This window comes from Vibrio sp. CCUG 15886, assembly GCF_028570825.1.
Lineage (GTDB): Bacteria > Pseudomonadota > Gammaproteobacteria > Enterobacterales > Vibrionaceae > Vibrio > Vibrio vulnificus_B.
The window spans coordinates 1,149,464-1,170,630 of record NZ_JAQQBT010000001.1 but is presented as its reverse complement, the minus strand read 5'-3'; the positions used below and the strand labels follow the sequence as shown (position 1 = coordinate 1,170,630).

At 49.4% G+C, this 21,167-nt stretch carries 21 protein-coding genes; 15 read left to right on the top strand and 6 right to left on the bottom strand.

What is annotated here, in order from left to right; all coding sequences use genetic code 11:
* Nucleotides 1-21: 21 nt before the first annotated feature.
* Complete coding sequence (locus tag PQQ36_RS04995) at nt 22-555, bottom strand: dihydrofolate reductase family protein (protein ID WP_017421402.1); 534 nt, start codon at nt 553-555, stop codon at nt 22-24.
* Nucleotides 556-588: 33 nt separating this feature from the next.
* Between PQQ36_RS04995 and PQQ36_RS04990 the strand changes: the two genes are divergently transcribed.
* Together PQQ36_RS04990 and PQQ36_RS04985 are read left to right on the top strand one after the other, a co-directional pair.
* Nucleotides 589-1,233 carry a GNAT family N-acetyltransferase gene (locus PQQ36_RS04990; RefSeq protein WP_242614752.1) on the top strand — a complete coding sequence of 215 codons (645 nt, stop codon included), beginning with the start codon at nt 589-591 and terminating at the stop codon, nt 1,231-1,233.
* Between the two features lie 45 nt (nt 1,234-1,278).
* Nucleotides 1,279-1,899 (top strand): hypothetical protein, encoded by a 621-nt coding sequence (locus PQQ36_RS04985; protein ID WP_223848372.1) that lies wholly within the window; start codon nt 1,279-1,281, stop codon nt 1,897-1,899.
* Between the two features lie 84 nt (nt 1,900-1,983).
* On the opposite strand, the gene PQQ36_RS04980 is transcribed toward PQQ36_RS04985, so the two are convergent.
* Entirely contained in the window at nt 1,984-2,412 is a 429-nt protein-coding gene (locus tag PQQ36_RS04980) for a MarR family winged helix-turn-helix transcriptional regulator (protein WP_225505989.1), read from the bottom strand.
* Nucleotides 2,409-3,050 (bottom strand): cytochrome b/b6 domain-containing protein, encoded by a 642-nt coding sequence (locus tag PQQ36_RS04975; RefSeq protein ID WP_273660494.1) that lies wholly within the window; start codon nt 3,048-3,050, stop codon nt 2,409-2,411. Before PQQ36_RS04975 ends, PQQ36_RS04980 begins: the two co-directional genes overlap by 4 nt.
* A gap of 121 nt (nt 3,051-3,171) precedes the next feature.
* On the opposite strand from PQQ36_RS04975, the gene PQQ36_RS04970 reads away from it, so the two are divergent.
* Together PQQ36_RS04970 and PQQ36_RS04965 are read left to right on the top strand one after the other, a co-directional pair.
* Nucleotides 3,172-3,639, top strand: coding sequence for a c-type cytochrome (locus tag PQQ36_RS04970; RefSeq protein ID WP_017421407.1), 468 nt, complete (start codon nt 3,172-3,174; stop codon nt 3,637-3,639).
* A 27-nt stretch (nt 3,640-3,666) separates the two neighbouring features.
* Nucleotides 3,667-4,341 (top strand): hypothetical protein, encoded by a 675-nt coding sequence (locus PQQ36_RS04965; RefSeq protein WP_038940518.1) that lies wholly within the window; start codon nt 3,667-3,669, stop codon nt 4,339-4,341.
* A gap of 94 nt (nt 4,342-4,435) precedes the next feature.
* Here PQQ36_RS04965 and PQQ36_RS04960 read toward each other — a convergent pair whose 3' ends face one another.
* Entirely contained in the window at nt 4,436-6,403 is a 1,968-nt protein-coding gene (locus PQQ36_RS04960) for an alkyl/aryl-sulfatase (protein ID WP_225505990.1), read from the bottom strand.
* A gap of 134 nt (nt 6,404-6,537) precedes the next feature.
* Nucleotides 6,538-7,446: a LysR family transcriptional regulator gene (locus PQQ36_RS04955; protein ID WP_026130966.1), complete on the bottom strand. Its 909-nt coding sequence runs from the start codon at nt 7,444-7,446 to the stop codon at nt 6,538-6,540.
* Nucleotides 7,447-7,889: 443 nt separating this feature from the next.
* Here PQQ36_RS04955 and PQQ36_RS04950 point away from each other — a divergent pair, with 443 nt between their 5' ends.
* The 11 genes from PQQ36_RS04950 (at nt 7,890) to PQQ36_RS04900 (ending at nt 18,522) form a co-directional block, all read left to right on the top strand.
* Nucleotides 7,890-9,089 (top strand): type III PLP-dependent enzyme, encoded by a 1,200-nt coding sequence (locus PQQ36_RS04950; RefSeq protein ID WP_038969292.1) that lies wholly within the window; start codon nt 7,890-7,892, stop codon nt 9,087-9,089.
* A 335-nt stretch (nt 9,090-9,424) separates the two neighbouring features.
* Nucleotides 9,425-10,195, top strand: a complete 771-nt coding sequence (agaR, locus tag PQQ36_RS04945) for a transcriptional repressor AgaR (protein ID WP_038940515.1) — start codon at nt 9,425-9,427, stop codon at nt 10,193-10,195.
* A gap of 331 nt (nt 10,196-10,526) precedes the next feature.
* Nucleotides 10,527-11,315 (top strand): transcriptional repressor AgaR, encoded by a 789-nt coding sequence (gene agaR, locus PQQ36_RS04940; RefSeq protein ID WP_026050515.1) that lies wholly within the window; start codon nt 10,527-10,529, stop codon nt 11,313-11,315.
* Between the two features lie 8 nt (nt 11,316-11,323).
* A complete protein-coding gene (locus tag PQQ36_RS04935) occupies nt 11,324-12,631 on the top strand; it encodes a D-tagatose-bisphosphate aldolase, class II, non-catalytic subunit (RefSeq protein ID WP_038969294.1) in 1,308 nt (435 codons plus the stop codon).
* Entirely contained in the window at nt 12,631-13,806 is a 1,176-nt protein-coding gene (locus PQQ36_RS04930) for an AgaS family sugar isomerase (RefSeq protein WP_225509487.1), read from the top strand. The genes PQQ36_RS04935 and PQQ36_RS04930 overlap by 1 nt, the downstream gene beginning before the upstream one ends.
* 11 nt (nt 13,807-13,817) lie before the next feature.
* On the top strand, nt 13,818-14,291 hold the full coding sequence (gene agaV, locus PQQ36_RS04925; RefSeq protein ID WP_011081926.1) for a PTS N-acetylgalactosamine transporter subunit IIB: 474 nt from the start codon (nt 13,818-13,820) through the stop codon (nt 14,289-14,291).
* Between the two features lie 16 nt (nt 14,292-14,307).
* A complete protein-coding gene (gene agaW, locus PQQ36_RS04920; protein ID WP_011081925.1) occupies nt 14,308-15,084 on the top strand; it encodes a PTS N-acetylgalactosamine transporter subunit IIC in 777 nt (258 codons plus the stop codon).
* Entirely contained in the window at nt 15,074-15,958 is an 885-nt protein-coding gene (gene agaE, locus PQQ36_RS04915; RefSeq protein ID WP_017421416.1) for a PTS N-acetylgalactosamine transporter subunit IID, read from the top strand. Before agaW ends, agaE begins: the two co-directional genes overlap by 11 nt.
* Nucleotides 15,959-16,038: 80 nt before the next feature.
* A complete protein-coding gene (agaF, locus tag PQQ36_RS04910) occupies nt 16,039-16,494 on the top strand; it encodes a PTS galactosamine/N-acetylgalactosamine transporter subunit IIA (RefSeq protein WP_011081923.1) in 456 nt (151 codons plus the stop codon).
* Nucleotides 16,484-17,677: an N-acetylglucosamine-6-phosphate deacetylase gene (gene nagA / locus PQQ36_RS04905; RefSeq protein WP_263154925.1), complete on the top strand. Its 1,194-nt coding sequence runs from the start codon at nt 16,484-16,486 to the stop codon at nt 17,675-17,677. The genes agaF and nagA overlap by 11 nt, the downstream gene beginning before the upstream one ends.
* On the top strand, nt 17,668-18,522 hold the full coding sequence (locus PQQ36_RS04900) for a tagatose bisphosphate family class II aldolase (protein WP_038969297.1): 855 nt from the start codon (nt 17,668-17,670) through the stop codon (nt 18,520-18,522). Before nagA ends, PQQ36_RS04900 begins: the two co-directional genes overlap by 10 nt.
* A gap of 259 nt (nt 18,523-18,781) precedes the next feature.
* On the opposite strand, the gene PQQ36_RS04895 is transcribed toward PQQ36_RS04900, so the two are convergent.
* Entirely contained in the window at nt 18,782-20,938 is a 2,157-nt protein-coding gene (locus PQQ36_RS04895; RefSeq protein WP_273660478.1) for a TonB-dependent receptor, read from the bottom strand.
* Nucleotides 20,939-21,167: the final 229 nt, after the last annotated feature.

Sequence of the window (21,167 nt, the reverse complement as noted above, 5' to 3'; positions counted from 1 at the left end):
TTAGCCCTGACTACGCTTCAATTAACGCACTCTCACATAGTGATTTTTCACCATGTGATCCGCTAAGCGCTGCGCATGAATATGCTTAAAATTCAACGTTTTTGGTAAGCTGCCAAACAGTGGAATGCCAGCACCTAACAGTACAGGAATGGTGGTGATGATCATCTCATCAATCAAATCCTCGGCCAAAAAACTTTGCACCGTTTTTCCGCCATCGATATAAAGGCGTTGATAGCCCTGTTGATGTAACTGTTCAACCACTGTTGGCAACGCCCCTTGCACCAAAAATACTTTGTCTTGATAGCCTTCTGGCACACTTTTCAAGGTATTACTCAGCACAAAAACTGGCTTATTGTAAGGCCATTCCACGCCAAAACTGAGCACCATTTCAAAGGTGTTTCTGCCCATCACCAACGCATCAATATTGGCCATAAAATCGGCAAAGCCAAAGTCCGAACCATCTGGATTGGGTACTTGATGCAGCCAGTCCATATCGTTGTTTGGTCCTGCGATATAGCCATCTAAGCTGGTGGCAATGTAGACAATGTTGGACATCGATTTTCTCCAGTAGGTGATTGAGGGCTGAGGGTGCCACAACCCACTGACAATCTCTGTCAGTATGGTGTGCAGCGTCCCAATTTGGGATGGGAAATCCGCTATAATGACGGCACGTTTGTTGTGACACAGGATCCCCCGATGCACTATACCTTAGCAGATAAGAGCGCGATTGAAGCGATAAAAACACTTTTTTGCCAAACCTTTACCGATTCGGAAGGTGAAGTTGAAGGGCAGTTGATTGGGCAACTGGCGTCGGATTTGATCGAGCAAACGCACAATGACGATCTTTTTATCTATATCGCAGCGGAGGGTGAAGCGGTTGTGGGCGCGATTTTCTTTACTCGCTTGCATTACCCCTGTGGTACGCCCGTGTTTGTGATGGCTCCAGTTGCGGTGGCCACTTCCTATCATGGTCAAGGAATTGGACAAGCGTTAATTGCTTTCGGCTTGCAGGAGATCAAAGCGCAAGGCGTTGAAGTTGCCGTCACGTATGGGGATCCGAATTTTTATCACAAGGCTGGTTTTGTTCCCGTCGATACCCAAACCATTGCTGCGCCGTACTCGTTGCAATTTCCCCACGGCTGGCAAGCACAGTCGCTAACAGGTGAAGCACTGCCCGTTTTAAAAGGGCCTGTGACGTGTGTGGCGGCGTTTTGCGATCCGCAATTTTGGTGATCGGTAATCTAGTTACTAACGCGATAAAAAGGAACAATGATGAATATGCAGCGTTTGAAAGCCGCCGAGGAGGCGTTTCTTCTTCACTATCCGGGCGGGTTTGAGCATCCCGAAATGGTGAAAATCGGCAAGAAGCACCAAATGCCACAGCGTGTCCAGCAGGCGCAAGCGTTCTTTGCGCCAGAAGCGTTCAGTCAGCCTCAGTTAGTGGCCGAGAATATGGTGAAAACCATCACTCGCTCCTCCATGGTGTCGGTTTTTGAAAAACCTAAACTCCGTGATTGGGTTAAGGGAATGAGCCATGACGAGCGAGAAAGCTATGCCTATGCGCTGAAAGATATGCTGCATGGTGATAAGGAGTATGGCTTTAATATGATGCACTCTTTGCTCAAACCCGCGCAGCTAGCAAAGTGGTCACTGATGACGATCTTGCCCAACTACTATGCCCCGATGGATGAAGTGTTTGTCAAACCGACTACAGCGAAAGGCGTGATCGGCTTCTTTGAGCTGCCAGATTTGATCTACAAACCGGATCCAAGCTATGCGTTCTATTGCCGCTATCGTGAGCAAATATTAGCGATGAGGGATTGTGTCGACCCAAGCTTGGCGATCAACAATGCCGCTTTTTGTGGTTTCTTGATGATGACGGTCAAGGGAATGGTGTAATGCATGATAAATGTGTATTAGCCACTGTACCTATTCACTTCAGCCCGCATTGTAGCGGGCTGTTTGCGTGGTGTTGGCCAGACGTTAAATGCCATCAACCAATTTCTGTAGCGCACTCAGTAGAGCTTCCTGTTCGCTATCAGCTAACGTTGATAACAAGGACTCATTCACCTCAACGGGCAGATGGATCACTTCACTCTTTAATGCTTTTCCTTTGTCAGTGAGAAAAATGCGAAATGAGCGGCGACTCTCTGGATCGGGTTGGCGTTCGACTAATCCAAGCGCTTCCAGTTTGTCGAGAGTGCGGGTGGTTGTGGAGCTTTCCACTTTGGACATTTGCGCAATTTCGCGCTGAGTCACGCCTTCTTTTTCCCACAAACACATCAATGTTGGCCATAGAGCCACAGTGAGCCCATGCTCTTTTAGACGTTTATCGCACTCTTTTGTCGCGTGATTGGCGATGACATTGATAAGCCAACCAAAACTGGACTGGCGATTAAATTCTTGATTCATGATGACACCATTGAAGTAGCAACTATTGCCATGGTAACTAATATTGCACTGATAAGCACTAGTATGGCTTTGAAGTTGCTCGACAAAACGGGTTGAGAGGTCGTGTCAGAGTGCTGCTTCCCAGTCAGCATCGCCAGTAACATCGGTTTCCCCATTAGCTTGTACACCATGATGGCTGCCACATGCACAGCAATGAGCAGAGGCAAAAGGTTTGCTAATTGGTGATGAATCAGCGCTGCTATGCCGTAAATGTTTTCTGGCAGAGTAAGTCCAATTACCGTAAACCCATCGATTAGGCCACTCATGAACATTCCTGTCAGGCATTGAATCATCAGTATTGAAAGCAAAGAGATCACCATCAACGCGCCCAGTGGGTTATGGCCAATGGTACTTTCGTGTTTGCCAAGCAAATAGAGAATTACCTTGCGTGGACGGGTAACAAAATGACTGAATCGGCTGGTATCACTGCCCACAAATCCCCAGCAGATTCGCCACAGCAACAGCGTAAAGAGAATTAGCCCAAGTTGAAGATGAGGTCCTTCTCCGCGAGTTCCTGTGGCCATAAGTCCAATGAAAATGGCCGCTTGAAGCCAATGGTATAGGCGTGTTCCAAGATCCCAAACTGTAACTTTTTTCATCGTGTTGATTTCCGCTGTGATTGATATTGACGTTAATTTACACAACAACTGTTGCGTGCGCAACAGTTGTTGTGTAAATTAAGTTTCATCGAATGTATTGAGGATCATCAAGGAGAAGAACGTGAGTTTTAAAAATGTGAAAAAAACCGTTGGTATTGCACTCACTCTGACACTGACCGCTGTCACCGTCAGTGCCGAGCAAAGCAGTGTTGGAGATGTGGAATCATCTATCGAAATGAGACAACAGGCTTTCAAAACGATCGAAAACGACACCAAAGCGGCCAAAAGACAACTCAATGAGCGAGATGTCGATTGGCAAGGATTATTGGCAGTGAGCGAGCGTTTGGTGGCTAACAGCGAGTTGTTGCCAGCCACTTTTGTGGCGAATAGTCATCAAGGCAGTAAGGCAAAAGAGAGCATTTGGCGTAATCCAGGGAAGTTTGAACAACTGCTCTCTGAGATGCGCGAAGGTTATGCCATCGTGCTGAAAGCCAGCCAGAGCCACGATGTTGACTTGGCCGAAAAAGGACTAAAAACGGCGCAAGCAACATGTCAAAGCTGCCACCGAACGTATCGTTCGCGTTGGTAATAACAATATAAAATAGAGAGTAAAGTTATGAAAATTATCACTAAATTTGTTTTGCTAACCACCATGCTATTGGCAGGATTAAACAGCGCTTACGCGTATGATTATGGCGTTGAACTCAAATGGAATACGCAAGATTTCTCACAAGTTCTATCCCAATTTCCGGAACAACGAGCTGCGTTTAGCCGTTTCATTGAAGAGGGAAAAATAAAAGATATGTTTGTACGTGATTCAGCAATTGGCGAACAAAAATTTCAGATACTGCAATTTGTTATGCAAGGTGAGAGCGAACAGGCTGTGCGTGATGAATTGGCGACGTTACCTTTCTTTGAACAAGAGCTAGTGAAAATTAATGCTATCCAACTGTTAGGGGCGAAGTGGTTAGACAATACGCCAGAGCACAATAATTATGGTTTGACTTTCACTTGGAAGGAAGGGATTGAGCCGTTGGAAATAGACAGAGTTTTGGGTATCGATCTCCAGCGTGTAATAACATTCAATCAAGTGGGTACGGTGACGTCGTCTTATATTAATACGCAAGCGATAAACACGGACGTGATTCGTCCGACCTACTTGGTGGCCGTCTTAGCACAAGATGCAGAGCATGCCCTGAAGATGAGCCAACAGTTTGAAGCCGTTCGACTGGGCTATGCCGATGTAGACGTTGTGTATCTTGGAAAAAAGATCAACATGAGCAAGCTGTAAATCCGTGGTGAGACTCCTTGCCGAAGGATGACTAAGAACAACAAAAAAGCCCACGATGTGACTCGCGGGCTTTGTCGGTAGGGTGGGGATACCTTTATGGTGTTACCACACCGAACCACATGTCGAACTTATCAAAGACCGACATCAGCGTTTGGAACTGTGCCTGGTCAGAGACCTTGAATGAGCCTGCTTTGACCTGATCTTGCAGTGTCGCTTGCTTGGTCAGCATTTTCTCAAACGCTTGGCGGGTTAAGGTGATGGTTAAATCGGCCTTTTCGAACTGCGTGCCAGAGTAGGATTTCAATACCGAATTGCTCAGTTCCATCGAGTATTGACCATCGCCTTTGACATTGATGTTCACTTTGATATTGAGGCCATTCGCCGCGTCAGGTTTTACCGTCACGCCGAGGTACTTCATGAACTGATCAAACGGCATGTTCTTGGCAATCGCGGCTGTGTCTGGCGTTGCGACTGGTTTGATGCCTTGGCGCAGCTCTTTCGCGCCACCAAGATAGTAGTTACGCCAAGGGCCAGATTCTGCCTGATAACCCAACTGCTCCATCGCGTCTGCCTCTAAGTAGCGTGCGTCCATATTGTCTGGGTTGGAGAAGGTCACGTTGTTAAGCAGTGTCACCGCCCAGCGGTATTCACCGTTTTTCACTGCTTGCTCAGCCAGTTGTATCACTTTCTCTTCCCCGCCCATCGCTTCAACGTATTTTGCGCCTTGTTCACTTGGTGTCAGCGGATTCAAGTTCGCTGGGTTGCCATCCCACCATGCACCAAAGTAGAAGTCGTACGTCGCGCGAGCATTGTGCGATACCGTGCCGTAGTAACCGCGGTTGTACCACTCTTTGCCCAGCGAATCTGGCAGGGTAATTTCTGCTGAAATCTCATTTGGCGTATAGCCTTGATTGGCAAGACGCAGAGTCTGGTCATGGACAAACTTGTACATGTCGCGAGTTTTCTCAAGCTGAGTTTGGATCTTCTCTTTGCCAAAGGTTGGCCAGTGGTGAGAGGCGATCATGGTATCGGCCTTATCACCGTAGGTTTTTAGCGCTTGGTCAACGTACTCAGCCCAAGAAGAAGCATCACGCGTTTTCGCCCCACGCAGTGTCGAGATGTTGTGGATGGTGTGCGTCATTACTTCCGCCGCCATCATGGTTTTGTATTGTGGGAAGTAGAACATAAATTCCGAGGGAGCTTCGGATTCCTGCGCCATGATCACTTCCAGTTCCACGCCATCGACCGCCATTTTTTGGCCGGTGATATTGGCAATGTGCGTTGGTTTCACGATGCCTGGCGCACCGGATGAGGTGGTTTTACCCAAACCGCCGTCCACTTGCCCTTGGCTACTCGCTTCAAGCAAGTTGCCATACATGTAAGAAGCGCGACGCGACATGGTGTTGCCTGCCATTAAGTTCTCGGCAATCGAGTGAGAGAAAAAGCCCTCTGGTGCAAGAATATCGACTTTACCAGCATCAATCTCTTCTTGGCTGGTGATGCCAAGGATGCCACCAAAGTGGTCAACGTGTGAGTGGGTGAAAATCACCCCTGTTACTGGCGCATCTTCCACTTTGTCACGCAGCAATTTTAGGCCAGCCGCAGCGGTTTCTGGTGAAATGAGTGGGTCGATCACGACCCAACCTTTGTCACCACGGATAAAGGTCATCACCGAGAGATCAAAACCGCGCACTTGGTAAATGCCCTCTTTCACTTTAAACAAGCCATCGATGTTGTTCAGTTTTGCTTGGCGCAGCAGTGAAGGGTTGACGGTTTGAATGTTCTTCTCTTGTTCAACAAAGTCGTATTTGCTGAAGTCCCAAATCACATTGCCTTTGGCGTCTTTGATGGTTTTTTCTGGCCACGTGGCAATGTAGCCGCGCGAGGCATCTTCAAAATCACTTTGATTGGCGAAGTCGAGGTAGCTTTTGAGTTGGTTATTTTTCTCGATGGTGAATGAAGACGCTTGTTTAGGCTCACTGCTGGTTGGGGCTGCGAACGTCAGCGCTGGGGATAGAGTGGCGATAATCGCTAGCGATACAATCGATTTTTGAAGTTTCATTGTTTATCTCTCTCTTATAGCGGCGCGTTGAGCGACCGTCGTTAAGGAGAGATTAATGAGTGCGGATTAAACAATCGATAGACTAAACCTGAAAAGTAAATTTAGTTTTATTTAATCCATTTTGGCTTTAGCCTTCAGTTTCGTTCACGAAATGTCGCGGTTACTTGCATCAGGGCGCTCTTAAGCCATTGATGTCCCGAATCTTGTTGTTGGCTATGGTGCCATGTCATGTAGATAGGCAACTTATTTAGCTTAAAGGGCAGCGGCATTACCTGCAGTTGGTGCGCTTTGGCCATCAAATCGGCATGCCATTGGCCAGTAACGCAGATCCAATCGGTTTGTGCTGCCATCATGATGGCGTTGCAGCTGGAACCCGTTTTATAGGCGATGTTTCTCTGTGGTTGTGGCTCCAGCGCCAGTGAGTCCACGATGTCTTGGTTTTGCCTTTTGGTTTCCCACAATAAGTGCTGCTCGGCAAAAAACTGTTGATGAGTGATGGCGTTTTGAATGCGTGGATGATCTTGTCGGCACACCATCACCAAAGGCAGTTCGAACAACAACTCGTTGTGATAACCGTGTTCATCAAACGGCACTGTGGCGAGAATCATGTCCACTTTGCGGGTACGCAAATCCGCTTGGCGATCGCGCTCGTCTAAATGTTCCACATCGGCACAGAGCTTAACGTTTGGAGCGTGCTGCGTGAGGTGATCGATCAAGGGAGGCAGCAGCATTAAATCAATGTCTTTATGACTGGAGAGACGAAAAGTGCGATGGCTGGTGTCAGGATTAAACTGCTGACGGGATTTCGCGCCGTTAAGCAGCAGGCTAAGTGGCTCTTGGATTTCAGCATGCAGCTCAATAGCAAAATTCGTTGGCGTAATGCCCCTACCTTGGCGAATAAAGAGCGGATCTTGGTACTGCTCGCGCAAGCGATTCAGGGCGTGGCTGACCGCTGGTGCGGTAATGCCAAGCGTCTCTGCCGCTTCGTTTACGCTGCGCGTTTTCATCACCACATCAAAGGTTTTCAGTAAGTTTAGATCCATCGTCATCTCGTTAGGTGCCATCTTGTGCGCTGCTGAAACGTTGATTTTTACCCATTCGTCCGTTTGGCTCAAGTGATGTTCGGTGAGCACAAAACCTATTTCTAAAGTTGGTGGGCCACTTCAATTCCTCTAAACACGCCAAATTAAATATATAAGCAAATTATATAAATATTTATCCATTGCAAGATGTAATCCTGACAACAAAAAATTGTTACCTTTCTCAGGGCATTTTTTATTGCGCTGAGTAAATTATGACCTTACTATCGCATCGCTTCTTGATGATAGCCAATCCGAGTACATCACAGCTGTTTATGTGGCAAGGCGATAGAGCAACTATCCAAGAGTGACTTTGACGGCGCACCAGCGCTTTTATTGACGCTCCACTTTTCATACCCACTCATCTCTTATGTATGAAAAGTGCCCCATTACTTTGGAGGTTTGCTATGGCACATTCACAATCTATTTCTGATATTCATTCACTAACTTCACCAGTGCTAAGCGCAGAAGAAATCCATTTGATCGAAGCGTCGGTTGAGCAATTTGGTGCGCCACTATTGTTATTGGACTGCGATGTGATTCGTCAGCAGTACCGCGCTTTGAAAAACGCTCTGCCAAACGTCACTTTGCACTACGCGTTAAAACCGCTACCACACCCTGTGGTGGTGCGTACTCTGTTGGCGGAAGGCGCCAGTTTTGACCTTGCAACAACAGGTGAAGTTGAGTTGGTTGCCTCTGAAGGCGTGCCAGCAGAACTCACTATCCATACTCACCCAATCAAGCGTGATGCCGACATCCGCGATGCACTGGCTTACGGCTGCAACGTGTTTGTGGTGGATAACTTGAATGAGCTAGAGAAATTCAAAGCCTATCGCGATGAAGTGGAATTGCTGGTGCGTTTGAGCTTCCGTAACTCTGAAGCGTTTGCCGATTTGTCGAAGAAGTTTGGTTGTTCACCAGAGCAGGCATTAGTGATCATAGAAACGGCGAAAGAGTGGAATATTCGCATCAAAGGTTTGTCGTTCCATGTGGGCTCACAAACCACTAACCCAAACAAGTATGTTGAAGCGATCCACACTTGTCGTCATGTGATGGAACAGGTGGTTGAACGCGGCTTACCTGCGTTGAGCACACTCGATATTGGTGGTGGTTTCCCTGTGAACTACACTCAGCAAGTGATGCCGATTGATCAGTTCTGCGCGCCAATTAATGAAGCGCTAAGCTTGTTGCCAGAAACGGTTCATGTTTTGGCTGAACCGGGTCGCTTTATCTGTGCACCTGCGGTGACCAGTGTGGCTTCAGTGATGGGTCAAGCAGAGCGTGAAGGGCAAATCTGGTACTACTTGGATGACGGTATTTATGGCTCGTTCAGTGGCTTGATGTTTGACGATGCGCGTTATCCGCTCACCACCATCAAACAAGGTGGCGAGCTGATCCCAAGCGTGCTTTCTGGCCCAACGTGCGACAGCGTGGATGTGATTGCAGAAAACATTCTGCTGCCAAAATTGAACAATGGTGATTTGGTGATTGGCCGTACCATGGGTGCCTACACCAGTGCAACGGCGACCGATTTTAACTTCTTTAAACGCGCTCAAACCATTGCGTTGAATGAAATTGTTGCAAGCAGCGAACGCATGATTGGCTAAGCCGAACACACTCGAATATCAAAAAACGCTCACTTCGGTGGGCGTTTTTACTTTTGGAGTTAAAAGGAGTGGATTCAATGCTACTTGCTTGAGCTGTTCCAAGCGTGCGTAAAAACAGTTTGGAAAATTCACAGAAAATGTGGCCTCTGCTGTAGGCCACGCCAAAGGGGTTTCTACATGGTGCGGTTGCCGATGTGAGTAGGGCATTTATTGTTTGGTGATACAAAGTGCAGCAAAAAGTGACTGAACGCAAACCCAGATGGTATGCATTCTTTTGACCATGACCAACAACTGCTAAACTGCGGCCATATTTACAAAATTGCCAAATGAAACGTATGACATCCAACGAGCGCCGCGACGCGATTCTTAAACATATTCAGCAACATCAAAGTGGTTCGGTGAACGACTTTGCTGTGAAGTATCAGGTTTCTGAAGTGACGATTCGTAATGATCTTAATGTCCTAGAGAAAAAAGGTTGTGTTACGCGCTGCTATGGTGGGGCGATGATCAACGCCCAATTCGCCTTTGATAAGCCGCTTCAGGATAAAAAACAGATCAATCAAGACATCAAAAGCCTGCTAGGCCAATACGCCGCTTCTTTGGTGGAAGATGGCGATACCTTGATTTTGGATTCTGGTTCAACCACGGAGCAAATCGCTTTCCATTTAACGGAAAAACAGCACCTAAAAGTGATGACCAATGCCATCAACATTGCCTACCACTTAGCTAACCGTGACAACATCGAAGTGATTGTCACGGGCGGTTTAATGCGCAAAAACTCCTATTCCTTGCATGGCGAATCGGGTGAGGCATTGCTGGGGCAATTTCGCTTCAACAAACTGTTCTTAGGGGTTGATGGTTTTGACAAACTGGCGGGGGTGACAACGCCGCATTCTGGCGAAGCCAGCATTAACCGCAGAATGGTTGAGGCTGCACAAATGGTTATTGCGGTTACCGATTCAAGCAAATTTGATCGGCAAAGTTTTTGTCTCATTGCTCGCCCAGAGCAACTGGATATGCTGATCACCGACAGTGGCATCCCCGAAGATTACCACCGAGAACTCACCGAAATGGGGGTGGATGTTCGCCTTGTAGACCTGCTGTAAAGCAGGTTTATTTTTCTCTCAATTTCACAAAGTGTGATCTTACGCAGGTCGCGATGTGAAATCCTGCTGCTATTTTAACCAACCCTCTCTCTTTCACTTTCATTTCTCTGTTTTTCTTATTTTCCTTACGTTTGGTGGGTTTTTCTGCCGTTTGAGTGAAAGTAAAGTCTTTCACTTTGTGTGAATCGAAAGGTTTTTTGACCTGAAAACGAAAGGTTGTCCACTGTGATCTCCCTTTCACTTTTCATTTTTTAGCCCTGTTTTAATAACAACGAAAAGAGAGCGAAAGCTTTCTGATGGCAAATGAAAGGTAACGAAAGGCGAGTAAGTGATGACCAGTGCAGAGCGTAGACAACGAATTATGTCTCACATCCGACAACACGGCAGTGGCAAAGTCGACGATTTTGCTTTGGCGTTTAATGTGTCGGCAGTCACCATCCGTCATGATCTCAATCTCTTGGAAAAAGAGGGATGCGTTTTCCGCTGTTATGGTGGCGCCAACCTCAATCCCAACTTTGCTTTCGACCAGCCGCTTTATCGCAAAGATCAAATCAATCGCGATATCAAACAGATGATTGCTTATGCCGCCGCGCAACTGATTGGGGATGGCGAGGCGATCATTTTGGACTCCGGCTCCACCATCGCTTTGATGCCTCAGCACCTTACCCAGAAAAAATTGGTGGTGATGACCAACGCCCTCAACACCGCCTACCAACTGAGTCACAACGACAATGTGGAACTGCACGTCATAGGCGGCAGTTTGCGCCGTGCTTCTTGCTCGCTGACAGGGCATCACGGCGAGCAGCAGATCCGCACTTACCTGTTCGACAAATTGTTTTTAGGCGTGGATGGCTTTGATTTGCAAGCGGGCATTACCACGCCGGACAACCACGAAGCGCAAGTGAACCGCGCGATGTGCGATGTGGCGAGACAAGTGATTGCGGTGACCGACTCGAGCAAATTTGGCCGCAAAAGCTTTTGCATGATCCGCGCTGCCAACCAAATCGATGTGTTGGTGACAGACAGCCACATTCCTCATGCCACCCATGAAGCGCTTCTAGCGATGGGGGTTGCAGTGATTCTCGCCGACCAAATGGCGCCAAACCGTAAGTTGAACTAGGACCAAACATGAAAACGCTACTTTCTTTAATTCAGCAACACAAACAAGGCCACGCGAAGGGAATTTACTCGGTGTGTTCCGCGCATCCTTTGGTGTTGGAAGCGGCGATAAAACAAGCGGCGCGTGATGGTCAGTTGGTGCTGATTGAAGCAACCTCAAACCAAGTAAACCAGTTTGGCGGCTACACCGGGATGACACCACAAGTGTTTGCCGACTACGTAATGACCTTAGCGGAGCGTTTGAATTTTCCGAAAGCGCGTTTGGTGCTGGGTGGGGATCATCTTGGCCCAAACTGTTGGCAGCATCTACCTGCAAGACAAGCGATGGAGTACTCCGCGCAACTGATTCACGATTACGTGATGGCGGGTTTTAACAAAATTCATCTCGATTGCTCCATGGCGTGTGAAGGCGATGCCATTCCCCTCAGTGAGCAAGTGATGGCCGAGCGCGCTGCGCAGCTCTGTTTAGTTGCTGAGCAAGCATGGCAAGCGCGTGGTGGCGAAGCGCCTTTGTATGTCGTGGGGACGGAAGTGCCAACTCCGGGCGGCGCGTTGGAGTCGCTGCAAGAACATGAGTTGCAAGTGACCAAACCAGAGCAAGCTTTGGCGACGCTGGACGCGCATCACCAAGCGTTCAGTGATTTAGGCTTGGGTTACGTGTGGCCTCGCGTGATTGGTTTGGTGGTGCAGCCAGGGGTGGAGTTTGATCACCACCATGTGCATCACTATCAAAGTGATCAAGCACAAGCCCTGAGCCAGCTGATCGACTCTCAGCCGCATTTGGTGTTTGAAGCACACTCGACCGATTACCAAAATCCGGCGGCTTATCATGAGCTTGTTCGTGATCACTTTGCGATTTTGAAAGTGGGACCTGCATTAACGTTTGCGTTGCGTGAAGCGCTATTTGCGCTCGATCGCGCTGAAAAAGAGTGGCTGGGTGTTCATCAAGCCTCACACCTACGTGACACCATTGAACAAGTGATGCATGAGCAGCCCAACTATTGGCGTTCTCATTATCAAAGCCAAGGCCATCAACAGTTTCTTGATTGCAATTACAGCTTGAGCGACCGCATTCGCTACTACTGGACACACCCTGCGGTGCAAGCGGCGCAACAAGCGATGTTTACACACCTTATTTCCCAGCCTCTGCCAACAACGCTGCTGAGCCAATATTTGCCAGCGCAGGCACGAGCCATTGCCCAGAACCAGATTTGTAACCATCCCGCTGACATCATCATTCACAAAATTATGGAGGTCACGCAGCTCTATTCCGACGCGTGTTACCACAATGCAGCGGTATGCAAGGAGACCATCTAATGACGACTTTTTTAGGCTATTCATCCACTTGGCTTGAAGCGCACAACGGCATTCATACCGCGCAAGAGATCAGCCATCAGCCCGCGCTTTGGCGTGCGTTGGCGGAGATTCTGCAGCAGCAAACGCCAAACATTGAAACCTTTCTTACGCCGCTGCTGGCACGCCAGGATCTACGCATTATTTTGACGGGCGCGGGCACGTCTGCGTTCGTCGGGGATGCGGCGCTGCCGTTTATTCAAGCCGATCTGCGTTTTCAAGTGGCGTCGATCCCAACGACGGATTTGGTTTCCAACCCTGAACAATATTTGGATCCCACTCGCCCGACGTTACTGGTGTCTTATGCACGCTCTGGTAACAGCCCAGAGAGCGTGGCGGCCGTTGAGCTGGTTGATCAGTTAGTCGACGAGGCTTACCACCTGTTTTTGACCTGCAACGGCGAAGGCGCACTCTCTCGCTATGCTCAGCAAGCCAGCAATGCGTTGTGTCTGTTGATGCCCGAGGGCTCAAATGACAAGAGCTTTGCCATGACATCGAGCTTTAGCTGCATGTTGATGTCGACGTTCGCCCTGCTTGGTGAATTCTCAGCGGAGGTCATTTTCGCCACGGCGGCATTGTGCGAAAGCAAATTGACGCAATGGCCAGAAGCGGTCAAACAGCTGGCCACGCTGCCTTATGAAAGGCTCATCGTACTTGGCAGTGGCGGTTTTGCGGGTTTGGCGCGCGAAGCATCGCTCAAATCTCTCGAATTGAGCGCAGGCAAAGTGATGACCGCATTTGATTCCTCACTGGGTTTCCGCCATGGGCCAAAATTCACCATTAACGACAAAGCGCTGGTGGTTCAACTGCTGTCCAGTGATGACTACACCCGCCAGTACGACTTGGATCTGCTGCGCGAAATTCGCCGCGACAACCAAGCCCTGCGCCACGTGGCCCTAACGGAAAAACCGTTGAGTGAAGAACACGTTTTCGAATTAGGGCAGCTCGGCCTTGGCGACCGCTGGCTCTGTTTCCCATACATCCTATTTTGCCAAATGTTGGCGTTTGAAAAATCGCTCCAGCTTGGCTTTGGCCCTGACAACCCATGCCCGACAGGGGAAGTGAACCGCGTGGTTCAAGGGGTCACCATTTACCCGTTTCACACCAATCGTCCACAACCATTCACCTCGAATCTATAAGGAAATTGAACATGCCAAATATCGTACTCAGTCGTATTGATGAACGTTTAGTCCACGGCCAAGTCGGCGTGCAATGGGTCGGGTTCGCTGATGCCAATATCGTGGTGGTGGTGAACGATGACGTTGCTCAAGACACCATTCAACAGAACCTGATGGAGATGGTGTTAGCCGATGGCATTGCCATCCGTTTTTGGACGGTGCAGAAAACCATCGACACCATCCACAAAGCGGCCGATCGCCAACGCATTTTGTTGGTGTGCCGTACGCCGAAAGATTTTCGCCAGTTGGTGGAAGGAGGCGTGCCGATCCAAAACATCAACGTTGGCAACATGCATTACGCCGACGGTAAAAAACAGATTTCTAAAACGGTTTCGGTCGATGCCGAAGACGTGGCGGATTTTCAACAACTAAAAGCACTAGGCGTGCGCTGCTCTATTCAGGGCGTCCCAACAGAAAGTGCAACCGATCTCTTTACTCTACTCTGATAAAAGGACATCTATCATGGAAATAGGACTCTTACAGGCATTGTTGCTAGGCATACTGGCCTTTTTGGCCGGTCTTGACCTCTTCAATGGCTTGACTCACTTCCACCGACCTGTGGTTTTGGGTCCTCTCGTTGGTCTGATCTTGGGCGATCTGCAAACCGGTATTTTGGTGGGCGGTACGCTAGAACTGATCTGGATGGGCTTAGCGCCTTTAGCGGGTGCTCAGCCACCAAACGTGATCATCGGTACGATTGTGGGTACCACTTTTGCCATCACCACCAAAGTGGAACCGAACGTGGCGGTTGGCGTGGCGGTACCGTTCGCCGTTGCGGTGCAAATGGGCATCACGTTGCTCTTCTCTGCGATGTCGGCCGTGATGTCGAAGTGTGACGAATACGCACAAAACGCCGACACCGATGGCATTGAACGTGTTAACTACTTCGCGCTTGCTGTGCTTGGCACCTTCTACTTCCTGTGCGCGTTTCTACCTATCTATCTTGGTGCGGAACACGCAGGCACCATGGTTTCTGCCCTACCAAAAGAGCTGATTGATGGCCTGGGTGTGGCAGGTGGCATCATGCCCGCTATCGGTTTTGCGGTACTGATGAAAATCATGATGAAGAATGCCTACATCCCTTACTTCATCTTAGGTTTCGTTGCTGCCGCTTGGCTTGAGCTGCCTATCTTGGCGATCGCTTCTGCGGCCACAGCCATGGCGATTATCGACTTTATGCGCAAATCAGAACCGACTCCTGTGACTGCCCCTGCTGAGGATCTTGAAGATGGAATCTAACGTAATCAAACAAATGGATCTGGACAACGTTAATCCAGATGTAAGACCGGCTCCCGGTGTGGCGGCGGACGAATATGAGAACAAAGAGATTGGCGCTGAGTTGACGAAAGCAGACATCAACCGCATGGCGTGGCGCTCTTTGCTACTGCAAGCCTCGTTCAACTTTGAACGTATGCAAGCGTCTGGTTGGCTTTACGGCTTGTTGCCAGCGTTGAAGAAAATTCACACCAACAAGGCCGATCTCTCCAAAGCGATGCAAGGGCACATGGGCTTCTTTAACACCCACCCATTCCTCGTCACCTTCGTGATGGGCATCGTACTGGCGATGGAGCGTTCAAAACAAAACATCAACAGTATCCAGAGCACCAAAATTGCCGTGGGTGCGCCAATGGGCGGGATCGGCGATGCGATGTTCTGGTTAACCCTGCTGCCGATTTGTGGCGGTATCGGCGCGGACCTTGCACTACAAGGCTCCATCATGGGTGCGGTGTTCTTCTTCGTCTTGTTTAACGTGGTGCATTTTGGTTTGCGCTTCGGTTTGGCGCACTACGCCTACCGCATGGGTGTGGCGGCGATTCCGATGATCAAAGCCAACACCAAGAAGGTGGGTCATGCCGCTTCCGTGGTCGGTATGACGGTGATTGGTGCGCTGGTGGCCACTTATGTTCGCCTCTCTACCACCGCAGAAATTACCGCCGGTGACGCAGTGGTGAAACTGCAAGCCGATGTGATCGACAAGCTAATGCCGGCCTTCTTACCACTGCTTTACACCTTGGCGATGTACGCATTGGTGAAACGTGGTTGGAGCCCACTCAAACTGATTGCCATCACGGTGACATTGGGTGTCGTGGGTCGCTTTATGGGCTTCCTATAAGCGCAGATACATCGCAATAACAACGAAAGATAACGCAGTAAAAACGGGGCTGGTACGCCAGCCCCAAGAAGGAACCAAATATGATAGCGGTAATTTTATCGGGTCACGGCGGGTTTGCCTCTGGCATCGCTCAAGCCATTGCACAAGTGATTGGCGAGCAAGAGCAGTTTCGATTCCTCGATTTCCCAGAGCAGATGACCACACCTCAGTTGGAAGTGGCCATGCGCCAAGCGATTGAGGAAATCGACAGCGGTGATGGCATTGTTTTTCTTACCGATTTACTGGGCGGCACACCATTTCGTACCGCTTCCTTGCTGAGCCAAGAGCGCGATGATATCGAAGTCGTGACGGGCACCAACATGCAAATGGCCGCCGAAATGTTGCTTGAGCGCGACGAACTGACCTTAACCGCGTTTCGTGAGATGGCGGTGGAATGTGGCCATCGTGGCATCACCTCTTTAGCCGCGGAAATGGCGCTGAAAGCGCAACAAGCCGCCACACAACCGAGTGCAGTGGTAGAAGAAGATGGCATCTGAACAACAACACTATCGCGCTCAGCGAATTTTACACGGTGATCACTGGTTGCAAGACGCCGTGCTCAGTGTGGATTCGCAAGGCAACATCAGCGCGATAGCGGCATATGACCCGCAACAACATCGCACAGTGACCGATTTAGGTGCTGTGAGCCTAATGCCCGGCTTGATCGACTGTCATGTCCATGGCAGTCAAGGGTGCGATGTGATGGACGCAACACATGCCAGTTTAAACACCATGTCGCGATACTTCGCCAGCTTAGGTGTCACCGCTTTTGTGGCCACCACGGTCACCGCGCCAGTGGCCAAGATTCGCGCGGCACTAGCGCAAGTGGCGAAAAGCAAGCAGCAAGGCGTTGAGGGAGCCGAGATCCTCGGTGCGTATTTAGAAGGGCCTTATTTCACCGAGAAGAACAAAGGCGCACACCCAACGCAATGGTTCCGTGAGTTGGCGGTGGAAGAGCTGGATAACTGGATCTCCTACAGCGACAACCAACTGTTGAAAGTGGCACTCGCGCCGGAAAAAGAGGGGGCTACGGCGGCGATTCGCTACTTAGCCAGCCAAGGCATTAGCGTCATGCTGGGCCATACCGACGCCAGCTATCAAGAGGTCAAAGCCGCGATTGACGCGGGCGCAAAGGGCATCGTCCATTGTTACAACGGCATGCGAGGCCTACACCATCGCGACCCCGGAGTGGTCGGGGCGGGGTTACTTCACCCTGAGTGCTATGTCGAGATGATCGCCGATGGTCATCATGTGCATCCCGCAGCGATCGAAGTCGCGCACCGCTGCTGTGGCTCACGCATGACCTTAATTACCGATGCTATGTGCGCTACAGGCATGCCCGATGGTCAATACACCTTGGGGGAATATCAGGTGGAGATGAAACAAGGCGTGGTCACGACTCAAGATGGTGGTCTCGCGGGCAGCACATTAACCCTGATTGAAGGGGTAAAAAATATTCAACGCTGGCTCAATTTGCCGTTTGAGCAAGCGTGGTTGATGGCGTCACACACGCCCGCCAAATCGTTAGGCATTCAACATCAACTAGGCACATTAGAAGTCGGCAAACGCGCTTCAATGGTGGCTTTAGGTTCCGATTTCTCAATTGATAAAACGTGGGTGAATGGCCGTCTGGTGTTTGACGCCGTGGTTTCCCCTCGTCAGGAGGCTTTATGTATCTGATTTCTTCTCGCGAAATGTTAAAACGCGCGCAACTTGGTGGCTATGCGGTTCCTGCCTTCAATATTCATAACCTTGAAACGGTGCAAGTGGTGGTCGAAACCGCATCGGAAATGGGGTCGCCGGTGATTTTAGCTGGCACACCAGGGACTTACGATTACGCGGGTACCGATTACTTGATCAGCATTTGTAAAGAAGCTGCGCACAAGCATTCGATTCCTTTGGTGCTGCATTTGGATCACCATGAAGATTTGCAAGACATCCGCAACAAAGTGGAGCACGGCATTCGCTCGGTGATGATTGATGGTTCACACCATGCGTTTGACCAGAACATCGACATTGTTCGCTCAGTGGTGCAGTACTGCAACCGTTTTGACGCCAGTGTCGAAGCTGAGCTGGGCCGCTTGGGCGGCCAAGAAGACGATTTGATTGTCGACAGCGCCGATGCGCTGATGACGGATCCTGCCTCTGCCGCTGAGTTTGTTCGTCGCACTGGCATTGATTCGTTGGCAGTGGCGATTGGCACCGCACACGGGCTCTACAAAGCGGAGCCAAAACTCGATTTCGCCCGTTTGGAAAAAATCCGTTCGGTGGTCGATATTCCATTGGTTTTACACGGTGCCTCTGGTGTGCCAGATGAGATGGTTCGCCGTTGTATTGAGCTTGGTGTATGCAAAGTGAATGTGGCGACTGAGCTGAAAATTGCTTTTGCTGATGCGGTCAAAGGGCACTTCGCTGAACACCCTGAGGCAAATGATCCAAGAAAGTACATCACCCCAGGTAAAGCGGCGATGAAACGCGTGGTGATGGATAAAATCCGCATGTGTGGCAGCGAAGGTAAACTGTAATTACCGTTTCACTTTACTAATACTTCCCCCTAATTTGGTATTAGTCGGGCACTGGAAACAGTGCCCTTTTTTACACTGTAAATTTTGTGAGGGGAGAGGGGTTTTTGAACAACGTCGAAGCATCAAGGTTCTTGGCATTTCTGAACAAGCGTTGAGTTAAGCGTAATCTGTTTCGGTAGGTTAATCCTGCAGATATTTCGCGGCGGCGGAGACAAAAAACCGCCCATCGAGAGCGGTTCCATCTTTAAACCGACATGTCTTAGAACTTCACTTGGTAGTTCAGCGTGTATGTACGGCCACGGCCTTTGTAGTCGTAAGCGGCGGACTCATAGTGCGCTGAGTAAATCAGCTGCGCGCGTTGACCCCAAGCGGTGGTGTACTCTTTATCCAACAGGTTCTGAATGCCGAAACCTAAGCTACCGACCGGAAGCTGATAGCTGCCCACAAGATCAAACAGGGTGTAGCCGTTGAGCTTGTTGTTGGAGGCATCTTCGTAGTCAAACATGGTTTGGCTTTGCAGTTTAATGTTGAGGTCGGCATCGCTCCAGCCTGCCCAAGCATTGGCTTTCGACGTGCTGGCGTAACCCGCATCGTAATCTTCCCAGCCCTTGTCCCCTTTCACTTCAGAAACCACATAGTGACCAGAAGCACCCAGCTGAATGTTGTCATGAACCCAGTAAGAGAGCATCGCTTCTAAACCGTAGACTCGTTTTTTGTCTTCGATTTCTTCAATCAGCAAGGTGGTTTTGTTGTACTTAATGTTCTTGTCGGATTGCGAGTAGTACGCCGCAGTTTGCAGATTCACATCGCCACTCTCTAGGCGGTAACCCAACTCGACGCTGTTGGTCTTAATCCCTGACATCTTTGATTGATTGACATTGATGCTGTCGTTCAGTTGCCAATGATCACCAACCAGCGTGTAATTACCCTGTCCGTAGTACTTGGCTGGATCGGCAAGATCAAAACCTTGCGAGAAGTTTGCCCAAACTTGTGAGTCGCGGTTGAGGTGGTAGATCGTCCCCAAGTTGAACAGCGCAACGCTGTAATCCGTTTCTCCACCGGGTACCGCATCGGCTGAGGTGCCATTGCCTGCGGCGATCTTCTTCTGTTGGTTGTAACCCACGAAGTCATCGATCTTGTTCAACATGTATTGGTAGCGAACACCACCTTCAACGCGCCAATCGTTGGTGATGGCGTAATCGACTTGAGCAAAAGCCGCCACCGAACTTACTTCCACGCCTGGGTAACGGCCCACTTGGGCGTAAGTTTTGTTCACCAAATTGCCAGAGTTGTTCGCGATGGTAGAGTCGTAAAGCGCTTGGTTGCTGTCGAGCTTGTCTTGGTAGGCATCGATGCCATAGACAATATTTAGCTTGTCGAAGCTTTTCGCCAGTGCCGCTTTTAGCGAGATCACATCGGTAATCTGTTGGCCAGAAGATTGGTAATAAGGCGTGTAAGTTTGGTCTTCTTTGCGGTATGAGGCTTCTGCGATGAGCTGCTGGCCAAGAAATTGTTCATCAGCATAAGAGGCGCTCAGCATCATGCGCTTGGTGCCGTGTTCACGGTCAGATTCAAAGCCTTTGCGCACATCCACAAAGTCTCTGCCGACAATGTACAGGCCATACGGCGAGTCTTGCTGACTATCATAGTATTGCGCTAGAAAGTTCAGCTTTTGCGTCTCAGACACGTCAACGCTAACCGTGGTTAAGAAATCGACCGTCTGGTTAAACTGCAGTGAGCCTTGTGAGATATCCGGTGTCACAATGGTACCGTTGGCATCGAAGAAGCCTTGTGTTTCGGTGTAAACCACAGAGGTGCGTGCTTGAACTTTTTCATTGCCACCAGAGACAGACTGAGCCACTTTGTAGTCAAAATCTTCGCTGGAGTTAAAGCCAGAAGTCCCGCCCACATACGATTCAAACTCAAGCTCTTCGCTGCGCGCTTTTTTGGTGATGATGTTGATGACACCACCCGATGCGCCAGCGCCATAGATGGATGTGGACCCCGACAACACTTCGATACGATCAACGTTGAACGGATCAATGGAATCAAGATGACGACTGATCGAACGTGAAGATTGCAGAGAAACGCCATCTATCATTACCAGCATCTTACGCCCACGGAGGTTTTGGCCTAGGTTGGTGCGAGCGCCACTGCTAACGTCCAGAGATGGAATTGCCGAAGCCAGAATATCGCCAAGGGTCTTGCCACCGCGGTATTCCTGTTCAATTTTGTCGGACTCGATATACCAAACCGTACCAGGAATATCGCTGATCGCTTTTGGAGTGCGGCTTGAAACCACCACCATTTTGTCGTTGGTTGAGGTTTCTTGTGCTTGGGCAGTCAATGCAGTACTTGCGGCGATCATCGCAAGCGCCATGGTTGATAGAGGGAACTTCCCTTTACTTGCTGTCATTATTTTCTCTAAGTTTATCCATTATAAAGCGGCACAAATCCACGGTTTGAGCGCGCGAAGGCTTGTTATTTATCGTAAATGAGAATTGTTATTATTGTATTTCTGTTGTGAAAATACAATATGCAAATGCGAATTATTTTCTTTTAACTCAATAGCGTTGATGCCGATGGGTTTTTTAGGGAGAGGAGAGAGCGACGAAGAACGAGGGATTAGGTGAGAGGGATAAGGG